Annotated in this window: 21 protein-coding genes; 15 read left to right on the top strand and 6 right to left on the bottom strand. The window is 61.6% G+C overall.

The window, feature by feature from the left end; all coding sequences use genetic code 11:
• On the top strand, window positions 1-710 hold a 710-nt coding region (locus tag EOC93_RS16860), incomplete at its 5' end, for a porin (RefSeq protein WP_164759166.1).
• 439 nt (window positions 711-1,149) lie between these two features.
• On the opposite strand, the gene EOC93_RS16855 is transcribed toward EOC93_RS16860, so the two are convergent.
• Window positions 1,150-2,823 (bottom strand): tetratricopeptide repeat-containing sulfotransferase family protein, encoded by a 1,674-nt coding sequence (locus tag EOC93_RS16855; RefSeq protein WP_127205180.1) that lies wholly within the window; start codon window positions 2,821-2,823, stop codon window positions 1,150-1,152.
• 117 nt (window positions 2,824-2,940) lie between these two features.
• On the opposite strand from EOC93_RS16855, the gene EOC93_RS16850 reads away from it, so the two are divergent.
• Entirely contained in the window at window positions 2,941-4,053 is a 1,113-nt protein-coding gene (locus EOC93_RS16850; RefSeq protein WP_095486582.1) for a pyridoxal phosphate-dependent aminotransferase, read from the top strand.
• A gap of 30 nt (window positions 4,054-4,083) precedes the next feature.
• On the opposite strand, the gene EOC93_RS16845 is transcribed toward EOC93_RS16850, so the two are convergent.
• Window positions 4,084-4,572, bottom strand: a complete 489-nt coding sequence (locus tag EOC93_RS16845) for a MarR family winged helix-turn-helix transcriptional regulator (protein ID WP_245461479.1) — start codon at window positions 4,570-4,572, stop codon at window positions 4,084-4,086.
• A gap of 178 nt (window positions 4,573-4,750) precedes the next feature.
• Between EOC93_RS16845 and EOC93_RS16840 the strand changes: the two genes are divergently transcribed.
• From EOC93_RS16840 to EOC93_RS16800, 8 genes are all read left to right on the top strand, one after another.
• Window positions 4,751-5,401, top strand: coding sequence for a TetR/AcrR family transcriptional regulator (locus tag EOC93_RS16840; protein ID WP_127205179.1), 651 nt, complete (start codon window positions 4,751-4,753; stop codon window positions 5,399-5,401).
• A 77-nt stretch (window positions 5,402-5,478) separates the two neighbouring features.
• Window positions 5,479-6,642: an isovaleryl-CoA dehydrogenase gene (locus EOC93_RS16835; RefSeq protein WP_127205178.1), complete on the top strand. Its 1,164-nt coding sequence runs from the start codon at window positions 5,479-5,481 to the stop codon at window positions 6,640-6,642.
• Between the two features lie 186 nt (window positions 6,643-6,828).
• Complete coding sequence (locus tag EOC93_RS16830; protein WP_245329935.1) at window positions 6,829-7,116, top strand: AbrB/MazE/SpoVT family DNA-binding domain-containing protein; 288 nt, start codon at window positions 6,829-6,831, stop codon at window positions 7,114-7,116.
• Window positions 7,113-7,496 carry a type II toxin-antitoxin system VapC family toxin gene (locus EOC93_RS16825; protein ID WP_095486578.1) on the top strand — a complete coding sequence of 128 codons (384 nt, stop codon included), beginning with the start codon at window positions 7,113-7,115 and terminating at the stop codon, window positions 7,494-7,496. The genes EOC93_RS16830 and EOC93_RS16825 overlap by 4 nt, the downstream gene beginning before the upstream one ends.
• A gap of 4 nt (window positions 7,497-7,500) precedes the next feature.
• Window positions 7,501-9,108 carry a carboxyl transferase domain-containing protein gene (locus EOC93_RS16820; RefSeq protein ID WP_095486577.1) on the top strand — a complete coding sequence of 536 codons (1,608 nt, stop codon included), beginning with the start codon at window positions 7,501-7,503 and terminating at the stop codon, window positions 9,106-9,108.
• A gap of 2 nt (window positions 9,109-9,110) precedes the next feature.
• Window positions 9,111-9,638, top strand: coding sequence for an O-acetyl-ADP-ribose deacetylase (locus EOC93_RS16815; protein ID WP_095486576.1), 528 nt, complete (start codon window positions 9,111-9,113; stop codon window positions 9,636-9,638).
• Between the two features lie 64 nt (window positions 9,639-9,702).
• Window positions 9,703-10,125 carry a hypothetical protein gene (locus EOC93_RS16810; RefSeq protein WP_245329934.1) on the top strand — a complete coding sequence of 141 codons (423 nt, stop codon included), beginning with the start codon at window positions 9,703-9,705 and terminating at the stop codon, window positions 10,123-10,125.
• A gap of 528 nt (window positions 10,126-10,653) precedes the next feature.
• On the top strand, window positions 10,654-12,621 hold the full coding sequence (locus EOC93_RS16800) for an acetyl/propionyl/methylcrotonyl-CoA carboxylase subunit alpha (RefSeq protein ID WP_127205177.1): 1,968 nt from the start codon (window positions 10,654-10,656) through the stop codon (window positions 12,619-12,621).
• A 113-nt stretch (window positions 12,622-12,734) separates the two neighbouring features.
• Here the strand turns inward: EOC93_RS16800 and EOC93_RS16795 are convergent, their stop codons facing one another.
• From EOC93_RS16795 to EOC93_RS16790, 3 genes are all read right to left on the bottom strand, one after another.
• The gene (locus EOC93_RS16795) at window positions 12,735-13,856 is read right to left on the bottom strand and encodes an ABC transporter substrate-binding protein (protein WP_095486574.1); all 1,122 of its coding nucleotides are present in this window, start codon (window positions 13,854-13,856) and stop codon (window positions 12,735-12,737) included.
• Window positions 13,857-14,028: 172 nt separating this feature from the next.
• Window positions 14,029-14,184 carry a hypothetical protein gene (locus EOC93_RS34130; RefSeq protein ID WP_158302626.1) on the bottom strand — a complete coding sequence of 52 codons (156 nt, stop codon included), beginning with the start codon at window positions 14,182-14,184 and terminating at the stop codon, window positions 14,029-14,031.
• A 130-nt stretch (window positions 14,185-14,314) separates the two neighbouring features.
• Complete coding sequence (locus EOC93_RS16790) at window positions 14,315-14,581, bottom strand: sel1 repeat family protein (protein ID WP_027152750.1); 267 nt, start codon at window positions 14,579-14,581, stop codon at window positions 14,315-14,317.
• 468 nt (window positions 14,582-15,049) lie between these two features.
• On the opposite strand from EOC93_RS16790, the gene EOC93_RS16785 reads away from it, so the two are divergent.
• From EOC93_RS16785 to EOC93_RS16770, 5 genes are all read left to right on the top strand, one after another.
• Window positions 15,050-15,394, top strand: a complete 345-nt coding sequence (locus EOC93_RS16785) for a DUF2147 domain-containing protein (protein ID WP_127205176.1) — start codon at window positions 15,050-15,052, stop codon at window positions 15,392-15,394.
• A 319-nt stretch (window positions 15,395-15,713) separates the two neighbouring features.
• A complete protein-coding gene (locus tag EOC93_RS34125; protein WP_164759165.1) occupies window positions 15,714-15,866 on the top strand; it encodes a hypothetical protein in 153 nt (50 codons plus the stop codon).
• Window positions 15,867-15,901: 35 nt separating this feature from the next.
• Entirely contained in the window at window positions 15,902-16,096 is a 195-nt protein-coding gene (locus tag EOC93_RS16780; RefSeq protein ID WP_095486571.1) for a hypothetical protein, read from the top strand.
• Window positions 16,097-16,268: 172 nt separating this feature from the next.
• On the top strand, window positions 16,269-17,729 hold the full coding sequence (locus EOC93_RS16775) for an AMP nucleosidase (RefSeq protein ID WP_245329932.1): 1,461 nt from the start codon (window positions 16,269-16,271) through the stop codon (window positions 17,727-17,729).
• A 102-nt stretch (window positions 17,730-17,831) separates the two neighbouring features.
• Window positions 17,832-18,890 (top strand): endonuclease/exonuclease/phosphatase family protein, encoded by a 1,059-nt coding sequence (locus tag EOC93_RS16770; protein WP_127205175.1) that lies wholly within the window; start codon window positions 17,832-17,834, stop codon window positions 18,888-18,890.
• Window positions 18,891-18,894: 4 nt separating this feature from the next.
• On the opposite strand, the gene EOC93_RS16765 is transcribed toward EOC93_RS16770, so the two are convergent.
• Window positions 18,895-19,497 carry a DUF922 domain-containing protein gene (locus tag EOC93_RS16765; RefSeq protein ID WP_127205174.1) on the bottom strand — a complete coding sequence of 201 codons (603 nt, stop codon included), beginning with the start codon at window positions 19,495-19,497 and terminating at the stop codon, window positions 18,895-18,897.
• Between the last annotated feature and the right edge of the window lie 127 nt (window positions 19,498-19,624).

The following is a 19,624-nucleotide window of genomic DNA, read 5'->3' as shown; positions in this document are numbered from 1 at the left end:
ACTTCGCCTGGATCCAGCTCGGTGGTCTGCGCGTCGGTAAGGACGAATCGGCCTTCGATACGTTCATCGGCTACGCCGGCAACGTCATGAACGATACGCTGGTTCCCTATGGCGGCTTCGACACCAACGTCGTCCAGTACTACTTCGACGCCGGCAACGGCTTCTCCGCCGTCGTCTCGCTCGAAGAAGGCTACGGCCCCTTCACGATCGACAGCTACGTTCCGCATGTCGTCGGCGGCGTGAAGTGGACGCAGGGCTGGGGCGCGATCACCGGCGTCGTTGCTTACGACAGCGCCTACGAAGAGGTGGCCGGCAAGGTTCGCCTCGACATCACGCCGATGGAGAACCTGTCGCTGTTTATCATGGCCGGCTACGGCACGGACGACAACCTCACGGATCCGGACTGGAGATTCCCCGCCGGCGGCCGCGGCATGTACAAGCTGTGGAGCGGCAATTGGGCAGTCTGGGGTGGTGGCACCTACACCATCAACGAGAAGACCTCGTTCAACACCCAGATCTCGTATGACGAGGGCGAAAACCTCGGCGTCGTGGCGAACATCGCCTATGACATCGTCCCCGGCCTGACGATCACGGCGGAAGCCTCCTACTTGCACGCCGGAGAGTTCGGCGAGGCCGGCTTCTCCAACTGGACCGGTGCGGACGACGAGGACAGCTTTGGCGGCCAGCTCCGCTTCCAGCGCTCGTTCTAATCAGCATCGTCTGACTGAACTCGAACCCGGCGGGCAACCGCCGGGTTTTTTCGTATCGGCCTGGCTGTCAAATTGCGTATGCATGCGCCGCTGATACCGGCCATGGATCGTTCTCTGTTAGATCGGCCTGCAGCCGCCAATCTCCAACACTGGCGATTGGCCAAAAGCCACCATGCCTTCGTCGTCCCAGGGCGGAGCGAACGCAAAGCGGGAGCGCAGCCCCTGGGATGCATGCGGTCCTCACTTGGAAACAGGTTAACTCAAAGGCTGGCGATCCTTCGCGCCCCCTCTGTCCGGCAGGCCAGAGGGGCGCGCTGTCCCTCCAGCGTCTCGAAAGATTCTGCACCGCAGCAGCGCTTGGCGGCTGAAGGTCGGTTGGTAGCGAACCTATGCGATCCAGAGTCTCGTGCCCCCCCCAACGCGGACCGCCTACCTCAAGTCAAATCTCTGCAAGATCGCCCAGCGACTGTATCAGCGGCTGAATTTCGTTTTCATAATTCTTCCAGCGCTTGACGGACGATTTGTAAATCGGTTGCCGAACCTGCCAGCGACTGGGCGTGTTGACCGAACCATCCCTGTCGAAAAAGCGCAGGCAGGCGTCATCCCAAGGCAGCCCGAGATAATCTATGAGGCGGCGCGACTGCGCCTCCTGGTCCTCAACCAGTGTTTCGTAGCGATTTTCGAAGATGAGGCCGGGAAAAACCTCGTTCCAATGCCGCATCAGGCGGTCATATTCGCGATAATACAGGCCTAGTGTTTTCAGGTCGGTATTGTAGCTGTGTCCCTCGCTGAAGTTGAGGACAAAGCAAGAGACGCAATTGTCGATGGCGTCACGACGGCAATGAATGATGCGCGCGTTGGGAAAGAGAAGGCCGATAAGGCCGATCAGTTCAAAATTGTGCGGCTCCTTATCGACGACGCGAAGCGCGGCAGGCGCCCGCTCCCGCAAATAGGACAGGTGCTCTTCGGCCAAGGTTCTGGACAGGTCTTCCGTGATCGACATGATTGGCTGGTTCAAATTCCCAGCCGCTGAGGTTTTGAGGCCGATTGCATTCGCGACCCGCCTTAATTTGCTAAGCTCCCCTGCACCATGAACAACTGGATGGCTGGCGCAGATCTGCTCCGTCAGCGTCGTCCCCGAGCGGGGCATGCCAACCACGAACACAGGCACTTCGGAAGGATTTCCATAGCCGGCCCTGGTAGCTAAAAAGTCCGGCGTGAAGATTTCAATCATCGAGTCGACCCAGCGACGATACAAGTCGATATCGAACTCGTAGCCGGAGGCCTGTTTCGCCTTGTTGAAATGGTCGAATGCCTCACTATAGCGCTTGAGGTCGTTCAGCACCTTGCCGGCGGCATAATGGAGTTGCAGCGCGCCGGCTGGATGGAGCTTCGGGCTGGCGAGTTCACGAAGGATGAATTGGAGTTCCTCAGGCTCTTCGGTGAACTTTCGCGTCTGTACAAGGTCGTTGTAGGCGCTCGGCACCTCAATGCGACGTTCGATCGCTTCTTTCAGGTAGACGGCGGCTTCATCCATGCGCCCCAGGCCGCTAAGCGCGCTGGCCAGACCCGCTCGAACCTTGGGATGGTCGCGGTTGATTTTCAGCGCCTTCTCGTAGAGCGGCAATGCCATGTCTGGTTTGTCAAACGCTATGTAAGCGCGCCCCAGTGCACAAAGTGCCTCGATAAGGTCCGGCTGCAGTTTCAAGGCGTACTGCATATGCTTGATTGCTGGCGAATATTCGCTGACCTTCACATAGGCCTCGCCCAGGCTGAGGTGGTAATAGGCGTTTTTAGGTTCCTCGCCGACCGCCCGTGCGAAATATCGCAAGGCCATCTCATTATCATAACCCAGATATAAGGTCCCCAAGATGTACAACGCGAGCGGATGGTTTGGTGTGCGCGCCAGAACGCGAAGGCATAGATCCTGAGCCTCGTCGAGGCGCTTTGCCTGCTGATGGATATATGCCTGTTTCAGCAGCGCGTCGTCGGCCTGCGCACGCGATTGAGCGTTTCCTTGATTCACTATCGGCGTCAGTATCGGCGCCTTCGCTTTTGGCGCGGGGCCGGGCTTGAGGTGCTTGGACCAGGCAGGCGGGAGTCGATTGTTCATGATATCTCGCTAGCAAAACGAGCGGGGAAAATCCAGCATGCTGGTTGCAGCCAAGGGGAGCTTGCGCGGCCAACTGTGCCGCGCTAGCAAGAAGCCCCTTTGGAACGAGCCTTTGCCATGCGCCAGCGCCCTCCCCTCACGCCAATCATCAGCGCGCTTCCTTCGACGGTGCCGTTTGTCGGCCCGGAGGCGCAGGAGCGGGACCGCGGCCGCGCGTTTCGCGCCCGCATCGGCGCCAATGAGAGCAGTTTCGGGCCGTCGCCGCGCGTCATCGCCCGCATGGCCGGTGTCGCCCGCGACATGTGGATGTATTGCGACCCCGACAATCACGATTTGAAGGTGGCCGTCGCCGCGCATCTCGGCGTCAGCGCCGAAAACGTGGTTGTCGGCGAAGGCATAGACGGTTTGCTCAGCCTCGTGGCGCGCATGTATGTGGCGCCCGGCGATGCGGTGGTCACCTCGCTCGGCGCCTATCCGACCTTCAACTTCCATATTGCCGGCGTCGGTGGCCGGCTGGTCGCGGTTCCCTACGAGAACGACCGGGAAAGCCTGGACGGCCTATTGGCTACGGTCGCCAAGGAAAACGCGCCGCTGGTCTATTTGTCCAACCCAGACAATCCGATGGGAAGCTGGTGGGAGGCGGCCGAGCTCGTCCGCTTCATCGAAGCCCTGCCAGAAACCACCATGCTGGTGCTCGACGAGGCCTATGGCGAGATGGGCCCGGCCTCGGCGCTGCCGTCGATCGATATCTCCAGGCCGAACGTCATCCGCATGCGTACCTTCTCGAAGGCCTACGGATTGGCCGGCATACGCTGCGGCTATGCGGTGGCGGACGCCCAGGTGATCCGCGATTTCGAGAAGATCCGCAACCATTACGGCGTCAGCCGCATGGCGCAGATCGCCGGCGTCGAGGCGCTTGCCGATCAAGACTATCTGGAGAGTGTGGTGGCGCGGGTCGCTGCCGGCCGCCGGCGCATCGCAGAGATAGCCGAAGCGAACGGGCTGAAGCCGCTGCCTTCGGCAACAAATTTCGTCACCATAGACTGCGGCGGCGACGGCGCCTTCGCGCTAAGTGTGCTGCAGGCGCTGCTGTCGCGTGACGTGTTCATCCGCAAGCCGATGGTGCCGGTGCTCGACCGCTGCATTCGGGTCAGCGTCGGCCTCGACCACGAGCTCGACATCTTTGCCGAGGAGCTGCCCGGTGCGCTGGCGGCGGCTCGGGGGAACTGAGGATCGCAAAGTCGTCGTTTCGGCCTGCCGCTATTTCCCCCCGTCACCGAGCAGGCACATGACCCGCTTCAAGGCGTCCGCAAGCTCGGCGGCTTCGTTGTCGGCCAGGCCAGCCGTCAGCCGGGTGAGATCGCGATCCGCCGCCGACTGAAGCGTGGCCAGCTCCGAGTTTCCCCGCGCGGACAGCGACAGGATGCGCCGACGCCGGTCGCCCGGGTCTGCACGCAGTTCGGTCAGGCCCATGGCGGCGAATTTTCTGAGGATCCGCGTGACATAGGCCGGGTCCAGCCGGAGTTCGCCGGCAATCGAGGACGCCGCCGGCCCGAGATCGAGATGGAATGCCTGCGCGAGAAACCCTGCCTCGCCGCTCGGGTTGGCAGCGCCGACGCCCGCCCGGTGACCCAGCTCGAACAGCACCCGCGCCTCGGTTAGCGTGTAGGTACTCTGCATCAAGGTCTCGTCGAGCAGCCCGATCAAGCTGGTGTAAAACCGGTTGAAATGGCGGATTTCGGTGACCATCGCATTCCGCACATCCGGCATGTCGGGCTCCTTCTCAGGAAATTCTACACCCAGATCATCACCATATTATTTGACTTAGTCAACCATTCAAAAAAACACAATCCCTATCCTGCAATGCATTCAGATCTTGAATTAATTGAACGTTCGTTTTATTATTGCACCTCTCGATGAGGTGACCATGGCGCGCACGATCGGTTCCGACGGGGAAAAGACCGAAGCAGCGGTCCGCGAGGCGGCGGTCCGCCTGATCGCGCGTCTTGGCTACGAGGCGATGTCGATGCGCCAGCTGGCCGCCGAGGTCGGCGTGCAGGCGGCCGCGCTCTACCGCTATTTCCCGACCAAGGAAGACCTCTTGTTCACGCTGATGCGCGAGCACATGGAAGGGCTGATCGAGGCGTGGGACGCGGCGCGCCCGACCGTGGCCGATCCGGCGACGCGGCTTGCCGCCTATGTCGAAAACCACATCGCCTTCCACATCGAGCGGCGCCACTCCACCCATGTCTCGAACATGGAATTGCGCAGCCTGTCGCATGACCGCCTGACGCAGGTCCTGCGCATGCGCACGGCCTATGAAAAGGAACTGCGCGCCATTCTGCGCGACGGCGCAGAAGCTGGCGTCTTCAGCGTCGAAGACACCGGGCTGACGGCCATGGCTCTGATCCAGATGATGACCGGCGTCATCGTCTGGTTCCGGCCAGGCGAGCGGCTATCGATCTCGGAGGTAACCGCCACATATCTTTCAATGACGATGCGCCTGGTTGGGGCAGCCCATGGCGCGACTACGACCTACGGCGCCGTGCGCGCCTTCGAACGCGCAAGGACGCTGTAGCACTTTGATTTTGCGCATGGTCCCTCCCGAAATCGGAATCGAATTCGATTTCGGGGCCATGCGCCGGGAGGAACGGCATGTACACGCACACACTCAACTTCGGACTTGACGAAGACATCGAGGCGCTGCGCGACCTGGTGCGGCGCTTCGCCCAGGAAAAGATCGCGCCGATCGCCGCCGAGATCGACCGCTCGAATGAGTTTCCGGCGCATCTGTGGCGCGAATTCGGTGGGCTCGGCCTGCTCGGCATCACCGCCGATCCGGATTTCGGCGGCACCGGCATGGGCTATCTCGCCCATGTGGTCGCAATGGAGGAGATTTCGCGTGCCTCGGCCTCGGTCGGCCTCTCCTACGGCGCCCATTCCAACCTCTGCGTCAACCAGATCAATCGTTGGGCGACGCCGGCACAGAAGGAAAAATATCTGCCTACGCTGTGCAGCGGCGAAAAGGTCGGCGCGCTGGCAATGTCGGAATCCGGCGCCGGCTCCGACGTCGTGTCGCTCAAGCTGCGCGCCGAAAAGCGCAACGACCGCTACGTGGTCAACGGCACCAAGATGTGGATCACCAACGGCCCGGATGCCGAGACATTGGTCGTCTATGCCAAGACCGATCCGGAACTCAGTTCGCGCGGGATTACCGCCTTCATCGTCGAAAAGTCGATGGCCGGCTTTTCCGTGGCGCAAAAGCTCGACAAGCTCGGCATGCGCGGCTCGAACACCGGCGAACTGGTTTTTTCGGATGTCGAGGTGCCGTTCGACAATGTGCTGCATGAGGAAGGGCGCGGCGTCGAAGTGCTGATGTCGGGCCTCGATTACGAGCGCACCGTGCTCGCCGGCGGTCCGATCGGGCTGATGGCGGCGTGCCTCGATGTGGCGGTCCCCTATGTGCACGAACGCAAACAGTTCGGGCAGCCGATCGGCGAGTTCCAACTGGTGCAGGGCAAGCTCGCCGACATGTATACGGTGATGAACGCCGCACGCGCCTACGTCTATGCCGTCGCCGCCGCCTGCGACCGCGGCCAGACGAGCCGCAAGGACTCCGCCGCTTGCGTGCTGTTCGCAGCCGAGAAGGCGACGCAGATGGCGCTCGACGCCATCCAGCTACTGGGCGGCAATGGCTACATCAACGACTATCCGACCGGCCGGCTTTTGCGCGACGCCAAGCTCTACGAGATCGGCGCCGGCACCAGCGAAATCCGCCGCTGGCTGATCGGGCGGGAAATCATGGCAGAGGGAATATAGTGGCACTATCTTGAAAATTGCCATTTATAGTACAACATGCCATATATTCGAAATATGGCACGTTTCTGGAACGAGGCGACAATGGCGAGCGGAACGAGAAAAGCTGGGTTTGACGAAAATCCGCAAACGCAATTCGAGGCCGGATCTCGGAAGGCTCCGCTCCGGGTTCCAGCGAAACGCGAGCGCGTGAAACTTGGCGAAGGCGGACGCTTCGTTATCCCGGCAGCGATGCGCGAGGAAATGGGCGTGAAGCCTGGTGAGGACTTGATCCTTCATGTCGAGAACGGCGAGTTGCGGGTAAGGTCGTGGCTCCAAAATCTGCGGCGCGTCCAGGCGGAATTGTCGGCTTTGAAAAAGCCGGGCGAAAGCGTCGTCGACGAATTTCTCAAGGAGCGGCGCGAAGAACAGCGCCGAAGCGATGAGCGTTTGGACCGGCTTCATGCCGAAGGAACGGCGAGGAAGGGAGCGAAGTGAAACCCTACGTCATGGACAGCTCCGCGGCGCTTGCGATCCTGCTCAACGAGAAAGGCACCGATATCGCCTTGGGTTTCGCGCCGGACGCACAATGCAGTTCCGTCAATGCGGCCGAAATCATCGCCAAGCTGATCGACAGAGGACGCAGCATGGAGGAGGCCGCGGACGACCTCGCCAGCCTCGGCATGCCGGTCGCCGTCTTCGACGAAGCGATGGGCATCGCAGCCGGGCAGCTTCGCGAGCTGACGCGACATCGCGGCTTGTCGTTGGGCGACCGGGCCTGCCTCGCACTGGCAATTTGCGAGAATGCCATTGCCGTCACCGCCGATCGCGACTGGGGCGACCTGGATATCGGCTGCAAGATCGAACTGATCCGGTAACGCCATGACCACCCTCACCTCGCAGATCTCGCCCGCCTCCGACACCTTCCGCGCCAATGCCGAGCGCATGCGGGCGCTGGTCGTTGACATTGCGGAAAAGGCGGCAACCGTCGAGCGTGGCGGCTCGGACGAAGCGCGCGAACGGCACCAGAGCCGCGGCAAGCTTTTGCCGCGCGAGCGCCTATCGCAATTGCTCGACACCGGCTCGCCATTTCTCGAGATCGGCCAGTTCGCGGCGTGGTCGATGTATGGCGAAGACATCTCATCGGCCGGCCTCATCGCCGGCATCGGCCGTGTCGAAGGCACCGAAGTCATGGTCGTCGTCAACGACGCCACGGTGAAGGGCGGCACCTATTATCCGCTGACGGTGAAGAAGCATCTGCGCGCGCAGGAGATCGCGCTCCAAAACAAACTGCCTTGCGTCTATCTGGTCGACAGCGGCGGCGCCAATCTGCCCAACCAGGACGAGGTGTTCCCCGACCGCGACCATTTCGGCCGCATCTTCTACAATCAGGCCAACATGTCGGCTTCAGGCATACCGCAGATCGCCTGCGTCATGGGTTCGTGCACGGCGGGCGGCGCCTATGTGCCGGCGATGTCGGACGAGACGATCATGGTGCGCAACCAGGCGACCATCTTCCTCGGCGGCCCGCCGCTGGTGAAGGCCGCCACCGGCGAGGATGTCAGCGCGGAGGAGTTGGGTGGCGCCGATGTGCACACGCGGCTTTCCGGCGTTGCCGACCACTATGCGCTGGACGACGAGCATGCGCTGGCGATCGCACGCCGCATCGTCAAGAACCTGAATCGAAAGAAGGAGATCGGGCTGGCACTTCGCGATCCGATTCCGCCGCTTCATGCAGCCGATGAGCTCTACGGCATCGTGCCGACGGATCTGCGCCAGCCTTATGACGTGCGCGAAGTGATCGCGCGCATCGTCGACGGCTCCGAGTTCGACGAGTTCAAGCAGAATTACGGCACCACGCTGGTCACTGGCTTTGCCCATCTCAACGGCATGCCGGTCGGCATCATCGCCAACAACGGCGTGCTGTTCTCCGAAAGCGCGCTGAAGGGTGCGCATTTCATCGAGCTGTGCTGCCAGCGCAAGATCCCGCTGATCTTCCTGCAGAACATCACTGGTTTCATGGTGGGGCGAAAATACGAGGCCGGCGGCATCGCCAAGGACGGCGCCAAGCTGGTGATGGCCGTCGCCACGGCGCGCGTGCCGAAGGTGACCATGATCATCGGCGGCTCGTTCGGCGCCGGCAATTACGGCATGTGCGGACGCGCCTATTCGCCGCGTTTTCTTTGGATGTGGCCTAATGCCCGCATTTCGGTGATGGGCGGCGAGCAAGCGGCAACCGTGCTTGCGGTCGTCAAGCGCGAGGGCATCGAGCGCAAGGGTGGCGAATGGAGCGCGGAGGAAGAGGCGAAATTCAAGAAGCCGATCCTGATGAAATACGAGCATGAGGGCCACCCGCTCTATTCGTCAGCCCGCCTCTGGGACGACGGCATAATCGATCCGGCCAAGACGCGCGAGGTGCTGGCGCTCAGCCTTTCCGCGGCGCTCAACGCCGAGATCGAGGAGACAAGGTTCGGCGTGTTCAGGATGTGACGATGAGCGAAAGCGATCAGAGGATTCGCGTTCATATCGGCGACATCACGAAGCTGGCGGTCGATGCCATCGTCAACGCCGCCAACACCTCGCTCTTGGGCGGCGGTGGCGTTGACGGCGCCATTCATCGAGCGGCCGGCCCTGAACTTCTGGCGGAATGCCGAACACTCAATGGCTGCAAAGTCGGCGACGCTAAGCTCACCAAGGGTTACAGGCTGCCGGCACGCTACATCATCCACACGGTCGGGCCGGTCTGGCAAGGCGGCGGCAAACGCGAAGCCGAGTTGTTGGCCTCCTGCTATCGCCGGTCGCTCGAACTTGCCGCCGCCAAGGGTTGCCGGACGGTGGCATTTCCGGCGATCTCGACCGGTGTATACCGATATCCAAAGGACCAGGCGACGCAGATCGCCGTTGGCACCCTGCGTGCCTTCATCGGCCAAAACGCGATCCCGGAAACCGTCATCTTCTGCTGCTTCGACCAGCAAACGGCGGAACTATACGAGCAGGCGTTGCTGCTTGGCGGAGCGTGACCGGCACAGGTAAGAAAATCCATCCATAGTTTTCAGATTTATTTTCATTCACCGATCTGGCCAGATGAAAGAATCGCGGCTATTGCTCATTGCAAATACCAATGGGGATTGGGCGAAGATGAGACTGCCGCTTTTTCAGAAAACAACTATGTCTGTACTTGCAGGATTGCTTATGTTAGCGGCACCTGACGCTAGTGCAGCCGAATCGCTGGCGGGAAGCAAAGGCGACAGCCGCTACCCTGTGTATTTCGCGCCGGGCTCTACGGGAGGCTGTCAGAAGGCATACAAGGCCTATGTGGCGACTGGCAGCCATTCCGCCTATGCGTCGACCCCCTTCAATTGGGCGACCGAGTTCGTGGTTTGCGCACGTGCGAATGCATCGTCGCAAAAGGCTGCAGAGACGCTGGCGCTGAAAGACTGTCAATCCGCCAGGAAGCAATACAAGGTCACGACAGCGGGAGTCTGCAGCATCGCCGCCTCCAAGTAGCAATGCCTGTTGCCTCAGTTCATTCCAAGGGGGAAAAATGAAACCGAGATACGTCCAGAGAACAATTACATCGATACTTGCAGGATTTCTTATACTCACGGCACCTGGCATCGGAGCGGCGGAATCGTTGGCGGGAAGCAAAGGCGACACCCGTTTCCACCCGTTTTTGCCGCGGAACTCGAAGGATCCGTGTACCAAGGCTTACAACGCCTATGTAGCGGCCAGCGGCCATTCAGCTTATGCGACCACCCCATACATGCGGGTGACTTCATTGTACATCATCTGCGGGTCGCGCTTGAATGCACCGTCACAGAAAGCTGCCGAAGAGCTGGCATTGAAATCCTGTCAGGCCACCCGCAACAGTTACAAGGTCACGACAGGTGGGGGTTGCGAGGTCGCAGCCTCCAAGTAAGCAGTCCTCGCTTACCGATACTTTGACAATGGCCGGACTGCAAAGCAGGGTGTTGCCACAGCTCGCGTGAAGGAGCATTCGCGCCGTTGGCGGCAAGCTCTGGCTTTGGAGGTCCCATGTTCGCCAAAATCCTGATCGCCAACCGCGGCGAGATCGCCTGCCGGGTGATCCGCACGGCACGCAAGTTGGGCGTGCGTAGCGTTGCCGTCTATTCCGACGCCGACGCCGGGGCCCTGCATGTCGAGATGGCCGACGAAGCTGTGCATATCGGTCCCTCGCCTGTCGGCGAAAGTTATCTGCGCGGCGACAAGATTGTCGCGGCGGCTTTGGCCACCGGCGCGGAAGCCATCCATCCCGGCTACGGTTTTCTGTCGGAAAACCCTGATTTCGTCGACCAGGTGACGGCAGCCGGGCTCGTCTTCATCGGCCCGTCGGCCGCCTCGATCCGCGCCATGGGGCTGAAGGACGCGGCCAAGCGGCTGATGGAGAAGGCCGGGGTGCCGGTGGTGCCCGGCTATCACGGCGAGGCGCAGGAGATCGTGCTGCTCGCCTCCAAGGCACGCGAGATCGGCTATCCCATTCTGATCAAGGCGCGCGCCGGTGGCGGCGGCAAGGGCATGCGGCGCGTGGAACATCCCGACGACTTTTCCGAGGCGTTGTCGGGTGCGCGGCGCGAGGCCAAGGCCGCTTTCGGCGACGACCGCGTGCTGGTCGAGAAATATGTCGAGAAGCCGCGCCACATCGAGGTCCAGGTGTTCGGCGACATCTTCGGCAATGTCGTGCATCTCTACGAGCGCGACTGCTCGGCGCAGCGCCGCCACCAGAAGGTGATCGAGGAAGCCCCCGCCCCCGGCATGACACCGGCATTGCGCAAGGCGATGACGGAGGCGGCGGTGAAGGCCGCCAAGGCGATCAACTATTCCGGCGCCGGCACGATCGAGTTCATCGTCGACGCCTCGCAAGGGCTGAAGGCCGACCGCTTCTGGTTCATGGAAATGAACACCCGGTTGCAGGTCGAGCATCCCGTCACAGAAATGGTCACCGGAGCCGATTTGGTCGAATGGCAGTTGCGGGTGGCCGCCGGCGAAAAGCTGCCGAAAACGCAGAGCGAGATCACGCTCTCCGGTCACGCCTTCGAGGCGCGCATCTATGCCGAGGACGCGGCAAAGGGTTTTTTGCCGGCGACGGGCACGCTGCATCACCTGAAATTTCCGGATACTGCGCCCGAGGGCGCCAGCATGCGGATCGAGACCGGTGTGCGGGCGGGCGATGTCATCTCGCCCTTCTACGACCCGATGATCGCCAAGTTGGTGGTGCACGGCAAGAACAGGCAGGCGGCGCTCGAAGCCTTGGGCATAGCCCTTTCGCGGACCGAGATCGCCGGCTCGACCGTCAACACCGCCTTTCTCGCGGCTCTTGCCGCTGACGCGGATTTTTCGGCAGGCGATGTCGATACCGGTCTGATCGGCAGGCATCAGCAAGCACTGACCGCAGTCCCGCCGCCGAGCAGCGAGATCGTCGCCGCAGCTGCATTTGCGGCATCCGGGGCCGGGGCTCAGGCGCCGTCCAACGACCCGTGGTCGTCGCTTGCCGGCTATGCGCATTTCCACACTGTTCCGCGGCGCACGCGGCTGCGCTACGGCGAGGACGAGATCGTCGCGCTTGTGTCGGTAATGCGGCCGGACGGGCGCTTCCAAGTGGCACTGGACCCGCCTTATGACAGCGCCAATCCGCTTGATCTTCGCGCCGCCCCTCGCCTCGCCCGCTGGCCAGGCAACGTCACCGTGTTCGAAGGCGCCGTCGGTTACAGCTTCGCGGTGCCGGACCCGTTGGCAAGGGCCGACGAAATCGCCGCCGGTTCAGACAGCCTGCGGGCGCCGATGCCGGGTCTGGTCAAGCTGGTGCGTGCAGCCAAGGGCGAGGTCGTCATCAAGGGCCAGCCGCTGCTGATCCTGGAAGCGATGAAGATGGAGCACACCATCGCCGCTACCCATGATGGGGTAATCGCCGAAATCGCGGCCGAGGGGGCGCAGGTCACCGACGGGACGGTGCTGGTGCGTTTTGCCGAGGAAGCCCACGGCTGACCGCTGTTCCCCATCCATAAGGCGACGTCGACACGCGCCACAAACGCACCGCCCAAATGAAAATGGCCGGGTCAGACCCGGCCATCTCCGTTTACCGCAGGCTATGCCAGTTGTTACGGCTGGATCGGCGCGTATTTGCCGTCGTGCCACTGGTTGATGTCGTAGCTGACGTTCTTGAGGTCGCCTTTTTCGTCAAAAGTGACCGAGCCGACGACGGTGCTGATCGGCTCGCCGTTCTTCAATGCCTCGGCAACCTTGGCCGGGTCGTCGCTGCCGGCGCGCTTGATGCCCTCGGCAAAGGCCTGGATCACGGCATAGGAGAACAGCGTGAAGCCCTCGGGCACGAAGCCGCCCGCCTTGATCTTTTCGACGGCCTCTTTGGCTTCGGGCTTCGCCTGCGGATCCGACGGGAAGACGAACATGGTGCCTTCGCCGGCCGGACCGGCAACCTGCCAGAATTCCGGCGTGGCAATCGAGTCCGGCATGATCAACTGATACTTCAGGTTCTGTTCCGCCGACTGGCGCAGGATGAGGCCGGCTTCGGGGTGATAGCCGCCGAAATAGATGACGTCAGCCTTCAGGTCCTTCAGCTTGGTGACAAGCGCCGCGTAGTCCTTTTCACCGGCGTTGATGCCCTCGTAGAGTATCTCGTTGAGACCGTTCTGGTTCATCGTTGCCTTGACGGCATCGGCCACGCCCTGCCCATAGGCGCTCTTGTCGTGCATGATGACGACGTTCTTGCCGGCATATTTCTTGGCGATCCACGGGCCGATGAAAGCGCCCTGGGCATCGTCGCGCGTATAGAGGCGCATGATCGTCGGCCAGCCGGCTTTCGCGGCCGCGTCGGTCAGTACCGGGTTGGACGAAGCCGGGCTCATCATCAGCGCGCCGGCTTCGGCGTAGACGGCCGAGGCCGGAATGCTCGAGCCCGAGCAGGCATGGCCATCGATGAACTTGACGCCGTTGGCAACGATGCGGTTGGCGACCGAAACCGCCTGTTTCGGATCACACTGGTCATCCTGGACGTCGAGCTTGATCTGGCGGCCGTCGACACCGCCGGCCGCGTTGATCGCGTCGGCGGCGGCTTGCGCGCCCTGCTTGAACTGGTCGCCGATGGTGGCAAGCTGACCGGTCATCGGTCCGACCACCGAAAAGGTGATGTCGTCAGCGAAGGCAATCGGTGCACTCATCATCAGGCCTACTATGGCCGCGCTCAAAATACCCAACTTTTTCATGGTGATATTCCTCCACTCTCGCGCGGCCGCACCGGCCGCGCCTCTTCCAGAGTGGGCGGGAGAATTTCACCCTTCGCCAAGCCTGTCTAGGCGCATCGCCAGCACTCGATTGGGCCTGCACCTTTCTGTTTGACCATGATCTTTTTCCAAAAACCGGTTCCACTTTCTGGGATCATGGTCCCGAAAACGCAAAAGCCGCGCCGGCCTTGTTCCGGCCGGTCGCGGCTTCGTCGATCGAACCATCCCCGAACGCGCCCGCGCCCGAAAACCGCTCGCCTTCCCTGTCGTCGCGCAGCTTGGCCGTATCGGCCTGCCGCTTTCTTGTCATTGTTGGTGAGACCGTCTTGCGCGGCCTTGTTCTTGCCGGTCCGGCCGTCTTGCGCGGCCTCGACCTGAAGCGTCCCTGTCGGTGATCTCAATGCCTGATGAACTCAGGGCCCGATGAACTCAGGGCCAACTTAGTGCATCGTCATCCATTCGCGGGCTTCACGCAGCGCCCTGGCGATCTCGACCTTCGACATGGCGGCCGACAATTCCGAGCGCAGTTCCGCGGCGCGGACCGAGCCCTTGATCGCAGCGATGTTGAACCATTTGTGGGCGGCGACGACATCGGTCTCGCAATCGCGGCCGGTCGCATACATCATGCCCAGTTCGAAAAGAATGTCGGCCTGGGCAGTTGCCCCCATGGCGCCGAAGCCGGCTTCAGGCATTTCAAAACGTGCCATTTCAATCCCCTGTTCTAGCCCCTGTCAGGCTCCCGAGAGCTGCCTCCTTCTGTCCCTTGGTATCTGTTGATAACCCTTGGGGCGGCCGCTCTTTCGATGCTTTCGAGAATGAACCGGAGGCTTGAATCCGTCGTTAAGTGGCGTGCTTAATTTGAGGAAAACAAAGCTAAAACAAGAGGTAAACGCGGGAATTCGTTAAGGATGCAAAGCCAGCAATTTCGCCGGTTTGGGCTAAATTTGACGAAAATTTGCGAGGCGCAAATCAAGACTCCGCTAACCACGGGAGACAAAGCCAGCATACCCGTCGTTTCATTTTTCGCCGACGAGACCGTCTCGGGCGGCCAGAAAATCCTGAAGTCTTCCCCAGCGGCACCGCTTTTGTTTTGCCGGGAGGTGGATTAGCTTACGTTTGCGTAAAGGGCAGACCGGCGGGCGGAACATCCGACCGGAAGCCCACAGGGAGGAAACATGTTTCGCAAAATCAGCATGGCCCTTGCGGCCACATTGATCATGGCCGGCACGGCTTGGGCCGATCCGATCGAAGGCAACTGGAAAACGCAAGCCGGCTCGACTGCCGCCATTGCTGGCGGCGGCGGCGCATTTTCCATCACGCTCAAATCAGGCAAGTTTGCCGGCAAGCGCATCGGTTCGTTCAAGGTGTCCGGCGCCAACAAATATACGGGCACCATAACCGACCCGGAAACCGACAAGACATACTCAGGCAAGGCCTCGGTCTCAGGCGCCTCGCTCAAGATGAGCGGCTGCGTGCTCGGCGGGCTGATCTGCAGGAACCAGACCTGGCACAAGCTCTGATCGTTTCCGCTGCCACAAATTTGAAAACGGGGCCGCGAAGGCCCCGTTTTTGCTTTCACCGTCTGTTTGGGACGGATCGATCGTGCGAGCCGCGCGCCTTCTGCACTTAACAGCAATTTTTGCGCGTCCTTCATCCGTATCACCAGCAAGATCGGGAACAGCAGCAAGACTGCGGCGACGCTCGTGGCCGGCGACGGCGCGGTGGGCGGCGGGCACTCAACACCCCGTCAATGAATTTGAACCGCGGATGAACGCTGGCATCAGAGCCGGTTCAGTCGGGCTCGGGCATTTTCGTGCGTATTGAAGGAGACACCACGCAATGCTCGCTCGCCGCTTCACCATCGTCTGCCTGCTGCTGAGCCTGTTCGGAATGTTGTTCGCCATCCTCGTCGCCGAGGCAGGCCGTCCGGCCCGCTCCCGGGACCAGGCCAATTCCTGCCGGTTCGGTTGCGTGAACCATTTTCGCCCCTGAACCGACAAAGACCTCGAGAGACAAAAGCAAAAGCCATGAACCGCATCGTCGCCAACGCCCTGAAAACCCTTCGACTCCTGCCTCGGGCGGCGCTTATCCTGGCCGTGCTTTCGGCACCGGTTCTGGCCGTGCCCTCGATGCGCGCCGATGCCGGATCGACGATCGAAGCGCCGGCGTTGAAGAAGAACGGCGTCGGCTTTGTGCTGTTGATCAGCCTGCGGCGTGGTTAGAGCCAATCCACCTTCATCGAAATCCCAATCGACCTTCATCGAAATCACTGAAAAAGAAAAAACGATGTTTTGGCCGCGTTCAAGGCGGCATACCCCTCCCAACCGCATGGCCAAGCCTCTATATTGGGTCATGGAAAAGCGAATCTATCCCCAAGCCATAGACTCAGTCGTGATGCCGGAGCCGTTTGGCCGGCAGAGCTTCAATGATGCCGGAAAGGCCGTCGCGGCCTTGCAGGTCCTTTACGACCGCAACACCAAATTCCTGCGCGATTCGTTTACGGCGCTCGCTGCAGGCGGCGACAACAACAAGCGCTACCGGGCCTTCTATCCCGAGGTCGGCGTCACCACGACTTCGTTCACCCAGATCGACTCGCGGCAGGCATACGGCCATATGCCGACGCCTGGGCATTTCTCGACCACCATCACCCAGCCTGCCCTTTTCGAACGCTATCTCACCGAACAGCTTAGCCTGATCATGCGCAATCACGGCGTTCCAGTCACGGTTTCGGAATCGACGACGCCCATCCCGCTGCATTTCGCGTTCCTGGAAGGCTCCCATGTCGACGGCACCGCAGCCGAGCGCATCAGGCGGCCGATCCGTGACCTGTTCGACGTGCCGGATCTCGACGGCACTGACGACCAGATTGCCAACGGCACGTTCGAAGTGGCGTTAGGCGAAGCCAGGCCACTGGCGGCGTTCACGGCGCAACGCATCGACTATTCGCTGCACCGGATGTCGCACTACACGGCGACCAGTCCCCAGCATTTCCAGAATTTCGTGCTGTTCACCAACTACCAGTTCTATATCGACGAGTTCGTCGCCCGTGCGCATGAGCTGATGGCGAAGGGCGGCGGCGGATATGTCGAATTCGTCGAGCCGGGAAACGTCGTCACCAAGGCTGGGCAAAACGCGCCTGGCGCTGGGGTGGCGCCGCCGCGCCTGCCGCAGATGCCGGCCTATCATCTGAAGAAGCCGAACCATGGCGGCATCACCATGGTCAATATCGGTGTCGGCCCCTCCAACGCCAAGACTATCACCGACCACATTGCGGTGCTCAGGCCGCATGCCTGGGTGATGCTCGGCCATTGCGCCGGCCTGCGCAACACCCAGGCGCTGGGCGACTATGTGCTGGCGCACGCCTATGTGCGGGAAGACCATGTTCTGGACGATGACCTTCCGGTCTGGGTGCCGATCCCGCCGCTGGCTGAAATCCAGGTGGCGCTGCAAGAGGCGGTCGCCGAAGTCACCGGCCTTTCCGGCTACGACCTCAAACGTATCATGCGCACCGGCACCGTCGCCACCATCGACAACCGCAACTGGGAGCTGCGCGACCAGCGTGGGCCGGTGCAGCGGCTGTCGCAGTCACGAGCGATCGCGCTCGACATGGAATCGGCGACGATCGCAGCCAATGGTTTCCGTTTCCGCGTGCCCTACGGCACCCTGCTTTGCGTCTCCGACAAGCCCCTGCATGGCGAATTGAAGCTGCCTGGCATGGCGACCGAGTTCTACAAGCGGCAGGTGGCACAGCATTTGACCATCGGCATCAGGGCGATGGAAAAGCTGGCCGAGATGCCGATGGAACGGTTGCATTCGCGCAAGCTCAGAAGCTTTTCGGAAACGGCGTTCCAGTAGGACCGATCGGCTTCATCGGCCTGAGCATGGCCGGCATGATAACATCGCGGCAGGGCATTTCGTCATCTTGATTGGCTGCATTTCTGCCGATAAGCAAAGTAGATGGCACGCGTTCGAAACATGATGGCGTCGGTGGCATTCGTCGCAATGCTCGGCTGCTCGGTTGCGCTGGTGGCCGGGTTTTTCGGAACGCTGCATCCGGCCTTCGATTCCTTCGCCCATTTCCGCGTCCATCTTGCCGTGCTGATGGCGCTTTGCGCGCTGCCGCTGCTCGTGACTTCATTTCGCCTGCAGGCGGCCACAGCGCTGCTCTTTGCCGTGGCTGCCTTTGCCACCACGTCGAACGCGCTGCCCGTGCCCCGCCTATGGCCGGTCCAGGCAGCCTACGAAGTTAACCCCGGTGACCAGACGGTCTACCCCGATGACCAGCCGGTCTATCGCCTGCTGCAGATGAACCTGCGGTTCAACAATCCGACGCCGAAGAAAGTGCTGTCGCTGATCGGCCGGACCAATCCGGACGTGATCGCTCTCGATGAAGTGTCGGAGATGTGGACGACCGAGCTTGGCTATATTGCCAGCGCCTACCCCTACCGGATCCTCTGCCCCTACCCCAATGGCGTGTTCGGCGTTGCGCTGCTGTCCAGACGACCGTTTGCCGCCGGTACGCAACCGCGCTGCGACAGGCGCGGTGCGATGGCCATCGCGACGGTCGATTTCGGCGGAACCGACGTCGACGTCGCCGCCATGCACCTCACCTGGCCATGGCCGCGCAACCAATCACGGCAGATCGGCGGATTGTCGGAGGAACTCGCCTCGCTTGGCGAGACGTCGATCCTGGCATGCGATTGCAACGCAGTGCCGTGGAGTGCCGCCGTCCGGCGCGTCGCAGATCTTGGCAAGCTGACAGTGGTGCCTTCGCCGGGGCCGACCTGGCTCTATATCAAGCTGCCGGATTTCCTGCGCTTCGCCGGACTGCCGATCGACCAGGTTTTCAGCAAGGGCGTGGTTCTCATCCATTCGGTGTCGAGGCTGGGAGGCACAGGCTCCGACCATCTTCCGGTGATGGTGGAATTCTCGCTTAGGCCGGAAGAAAAAAAGCCGGTCGACGAAGATGAAACCGCGACCGCTTCCGTGACACAGAACGGCAAGTTTCGAAGCTGAGCGCCTACTGCTTGCGCAGGGCACCAACGAGGTGCTCGACATGGCCGCCGTCGCGATGCTCGCGCGCGTCGAAGGCGTTCTGTTTCGCCTCGTATTCGGCATAGACGGCCTTGATCCGGCGCCTCGCCTCGCGGTGCGTCTTGCTGCACAACCAGTTGTCGGCGAACTCCAATCCAGTGATCGATTTCTCGGTGGCCCGCATCATTGTCCTGGCGATGCGGCCGTGGCTATGCTCGTGGGCACGAACGCCCGCGAAAAACCGCTTCCAGCGCTTCTGAAGCGCCGGCGTCGCGGCTGAGGCCATGCGGGGCAAGGTGTAGGTGAGATCGAGTGTCCCATTGGCCTGCCGCAGATGGCAGACACCACCCTCCCTGCGAACCTCAAGGTCCCAATTTACGGTATAGGCGGTCAGCGCGATGGCGTGTGTCATGAAGCCGTGCCTCTTTGGACCCTTGCGGTCCATGGCCCCGATCAGGGCGGCGCCCGTGGTTCCTGATATGTCGTAGGTCCGGGTCTTGACCAGCACCTTCGTGTCAGCCGATGCCGATGGTGCGAAGCCGCACAAGGCGCCAATCGCTGCAAGGCACGTCAGGATCGCCACGCGCATGGTCATCTCTCCGGGTCAGGAAGGAAGGGAACCACAAGCGCCGCGCCGCTTCAACGTTTTTTAGAGGCCGCAAATGTAGCGGGCCTCACCGACTGACGGTCGAGACCGACGCGGCGATTCTGGCGGA

The organism is Mesorhizobium sp. M6A.T.Ce.TU.002.03.1.1, from assembly GCF_003997275.1.
GTDB lineage: Bacteria > Pseudomonadota > Alphaproteobacteria > Rhizobiales > Rhizobiaceae > Mesorhizobium > Mesorhizobium mediterraneum.
This window is presented reverse-complemented; position numbering and strand designations above follow the sequence as displayed.

Coding starts and splice junctions, on each gene's coding strand:
- EOC93_RS16855 (WP_127205180.1), bottom strand. CDS start 2,823: ATGAACAATCGACTCCCGCCTGCCTGGTCCAAGCACCTCAAGCCCGGC.
- EOC93_RS16850 (WP_095486582.1), top strand. CDS start 2,941: ATGCGCCAGCGCCCTCCCCTCACGCCAATCATCAGCGCGCTTCCTTCG.
- EOC93_RS16845 (WP_245461479.1), bottom strand. CDS start 4,572: ATGGTCACCGAAATCCGCCATTTCAACCGGTTTTACACCAGCTTGATC.
- EOC93_RS16840 (WP_127205179.1), top strand. CDS start 4,751: ATGGCGCGCACGATCGGTTCCGACGGGGAAAAGACCGAAGCAGCGGTC.
- EOC93_RS16835 (WP_127205178.1), top strand. CDS start 5,479: ATGTACACGCACACACTCAACTTCGGACTTGACGAAGACATCGAGGCG.
- EOC93_RS16820 (WP_095486577.1), top strand. CDS start 7,501: ATGACCACCCTCACCTCGCAGATCTCGCCCGCCTCCGACACCTTCCGC.
- EOC93_RS16815 (WP_095486576.1), top strand. CDS start 9,111: ATGAGCGAAAGCGATCAGAGGATTCGCGTTCATATCGGCGACATCACG.
- EOC93_RS16810 (WP_245329934.1), top strand. CDS start 9,703: ATGAAAGAATCGCGGCTATTGCTCATTGCAAATACCAATGGGGATTGG.
- EOC93_RS16800 (WP_127205177.1), top strand. CDS start 10,654: ATGTTCGCCAAAATCCTGATCGCCAACCGCGGCGAGATCGCCTGCCGG.
- EOC93_RS16795 (WP_095486574.1), bottom strand. CDS start 13,856: ATGAAAAAGTTGGGTATTTTGAGCGCGGCCATAGTAGGCCTGATGATG.
- EOC93_RS34130 (WP_158302626.1), bottom strand. CDS start 14,184: ATGACAAGAAAGCGGCAGGCCGATACGGCCAAGCTGCGCGACGACAGG.
- EOC93_RS16790 (WP_027152750.1), bottom strand. CDS start 14,581: ATGGCACGTTTTGAAATGCCTGAAGCCGGCTTCGGCGCCATGGGGGCA.
- EOC93_RS16785 (WP_127205176.1), top strand. CDS start 15,050: ATGTTTCGCAAAATCAGCATGGCCCTTGCGGCCACATTGATCATGGCC.
- EOC93_RS34125 (WP_164759165.1), top strand. CDS start 15,714: ATGCTCGCTCGCCGCTTCACCATCGTCTGCCTGCTGCTGAGCCTGTTC.
- EOC93_RS16780 (WP_095486571.1), top strand. CDS start 15,902: ATGAACCGCATCGTCGCCAACGCCCTGAAAACCCTTCGACTCCTGCCT.
- EOC93_RS16775 (WP_245329932.1), top strand. CDS start 16,269: ATGCCGGAGCCGTTTGGCCGGCAGAGCTTCAATGATGCCGGAAAGGCC.
- EOC93_RS16770 (WP_127205175.1), top strand. CDS start 17,832: ATGGCACGCGTTCGAAACATGATGGCGTCGGTGGCATTCGTCGCAATG.
- EOC93_RS16765 (WP_127205174.1), bottom strand. CDS start 19,497: ATGCGCGTGGCGATCCTGACGTGCCTTGCAGCGATTGGCGCCTTGTGC.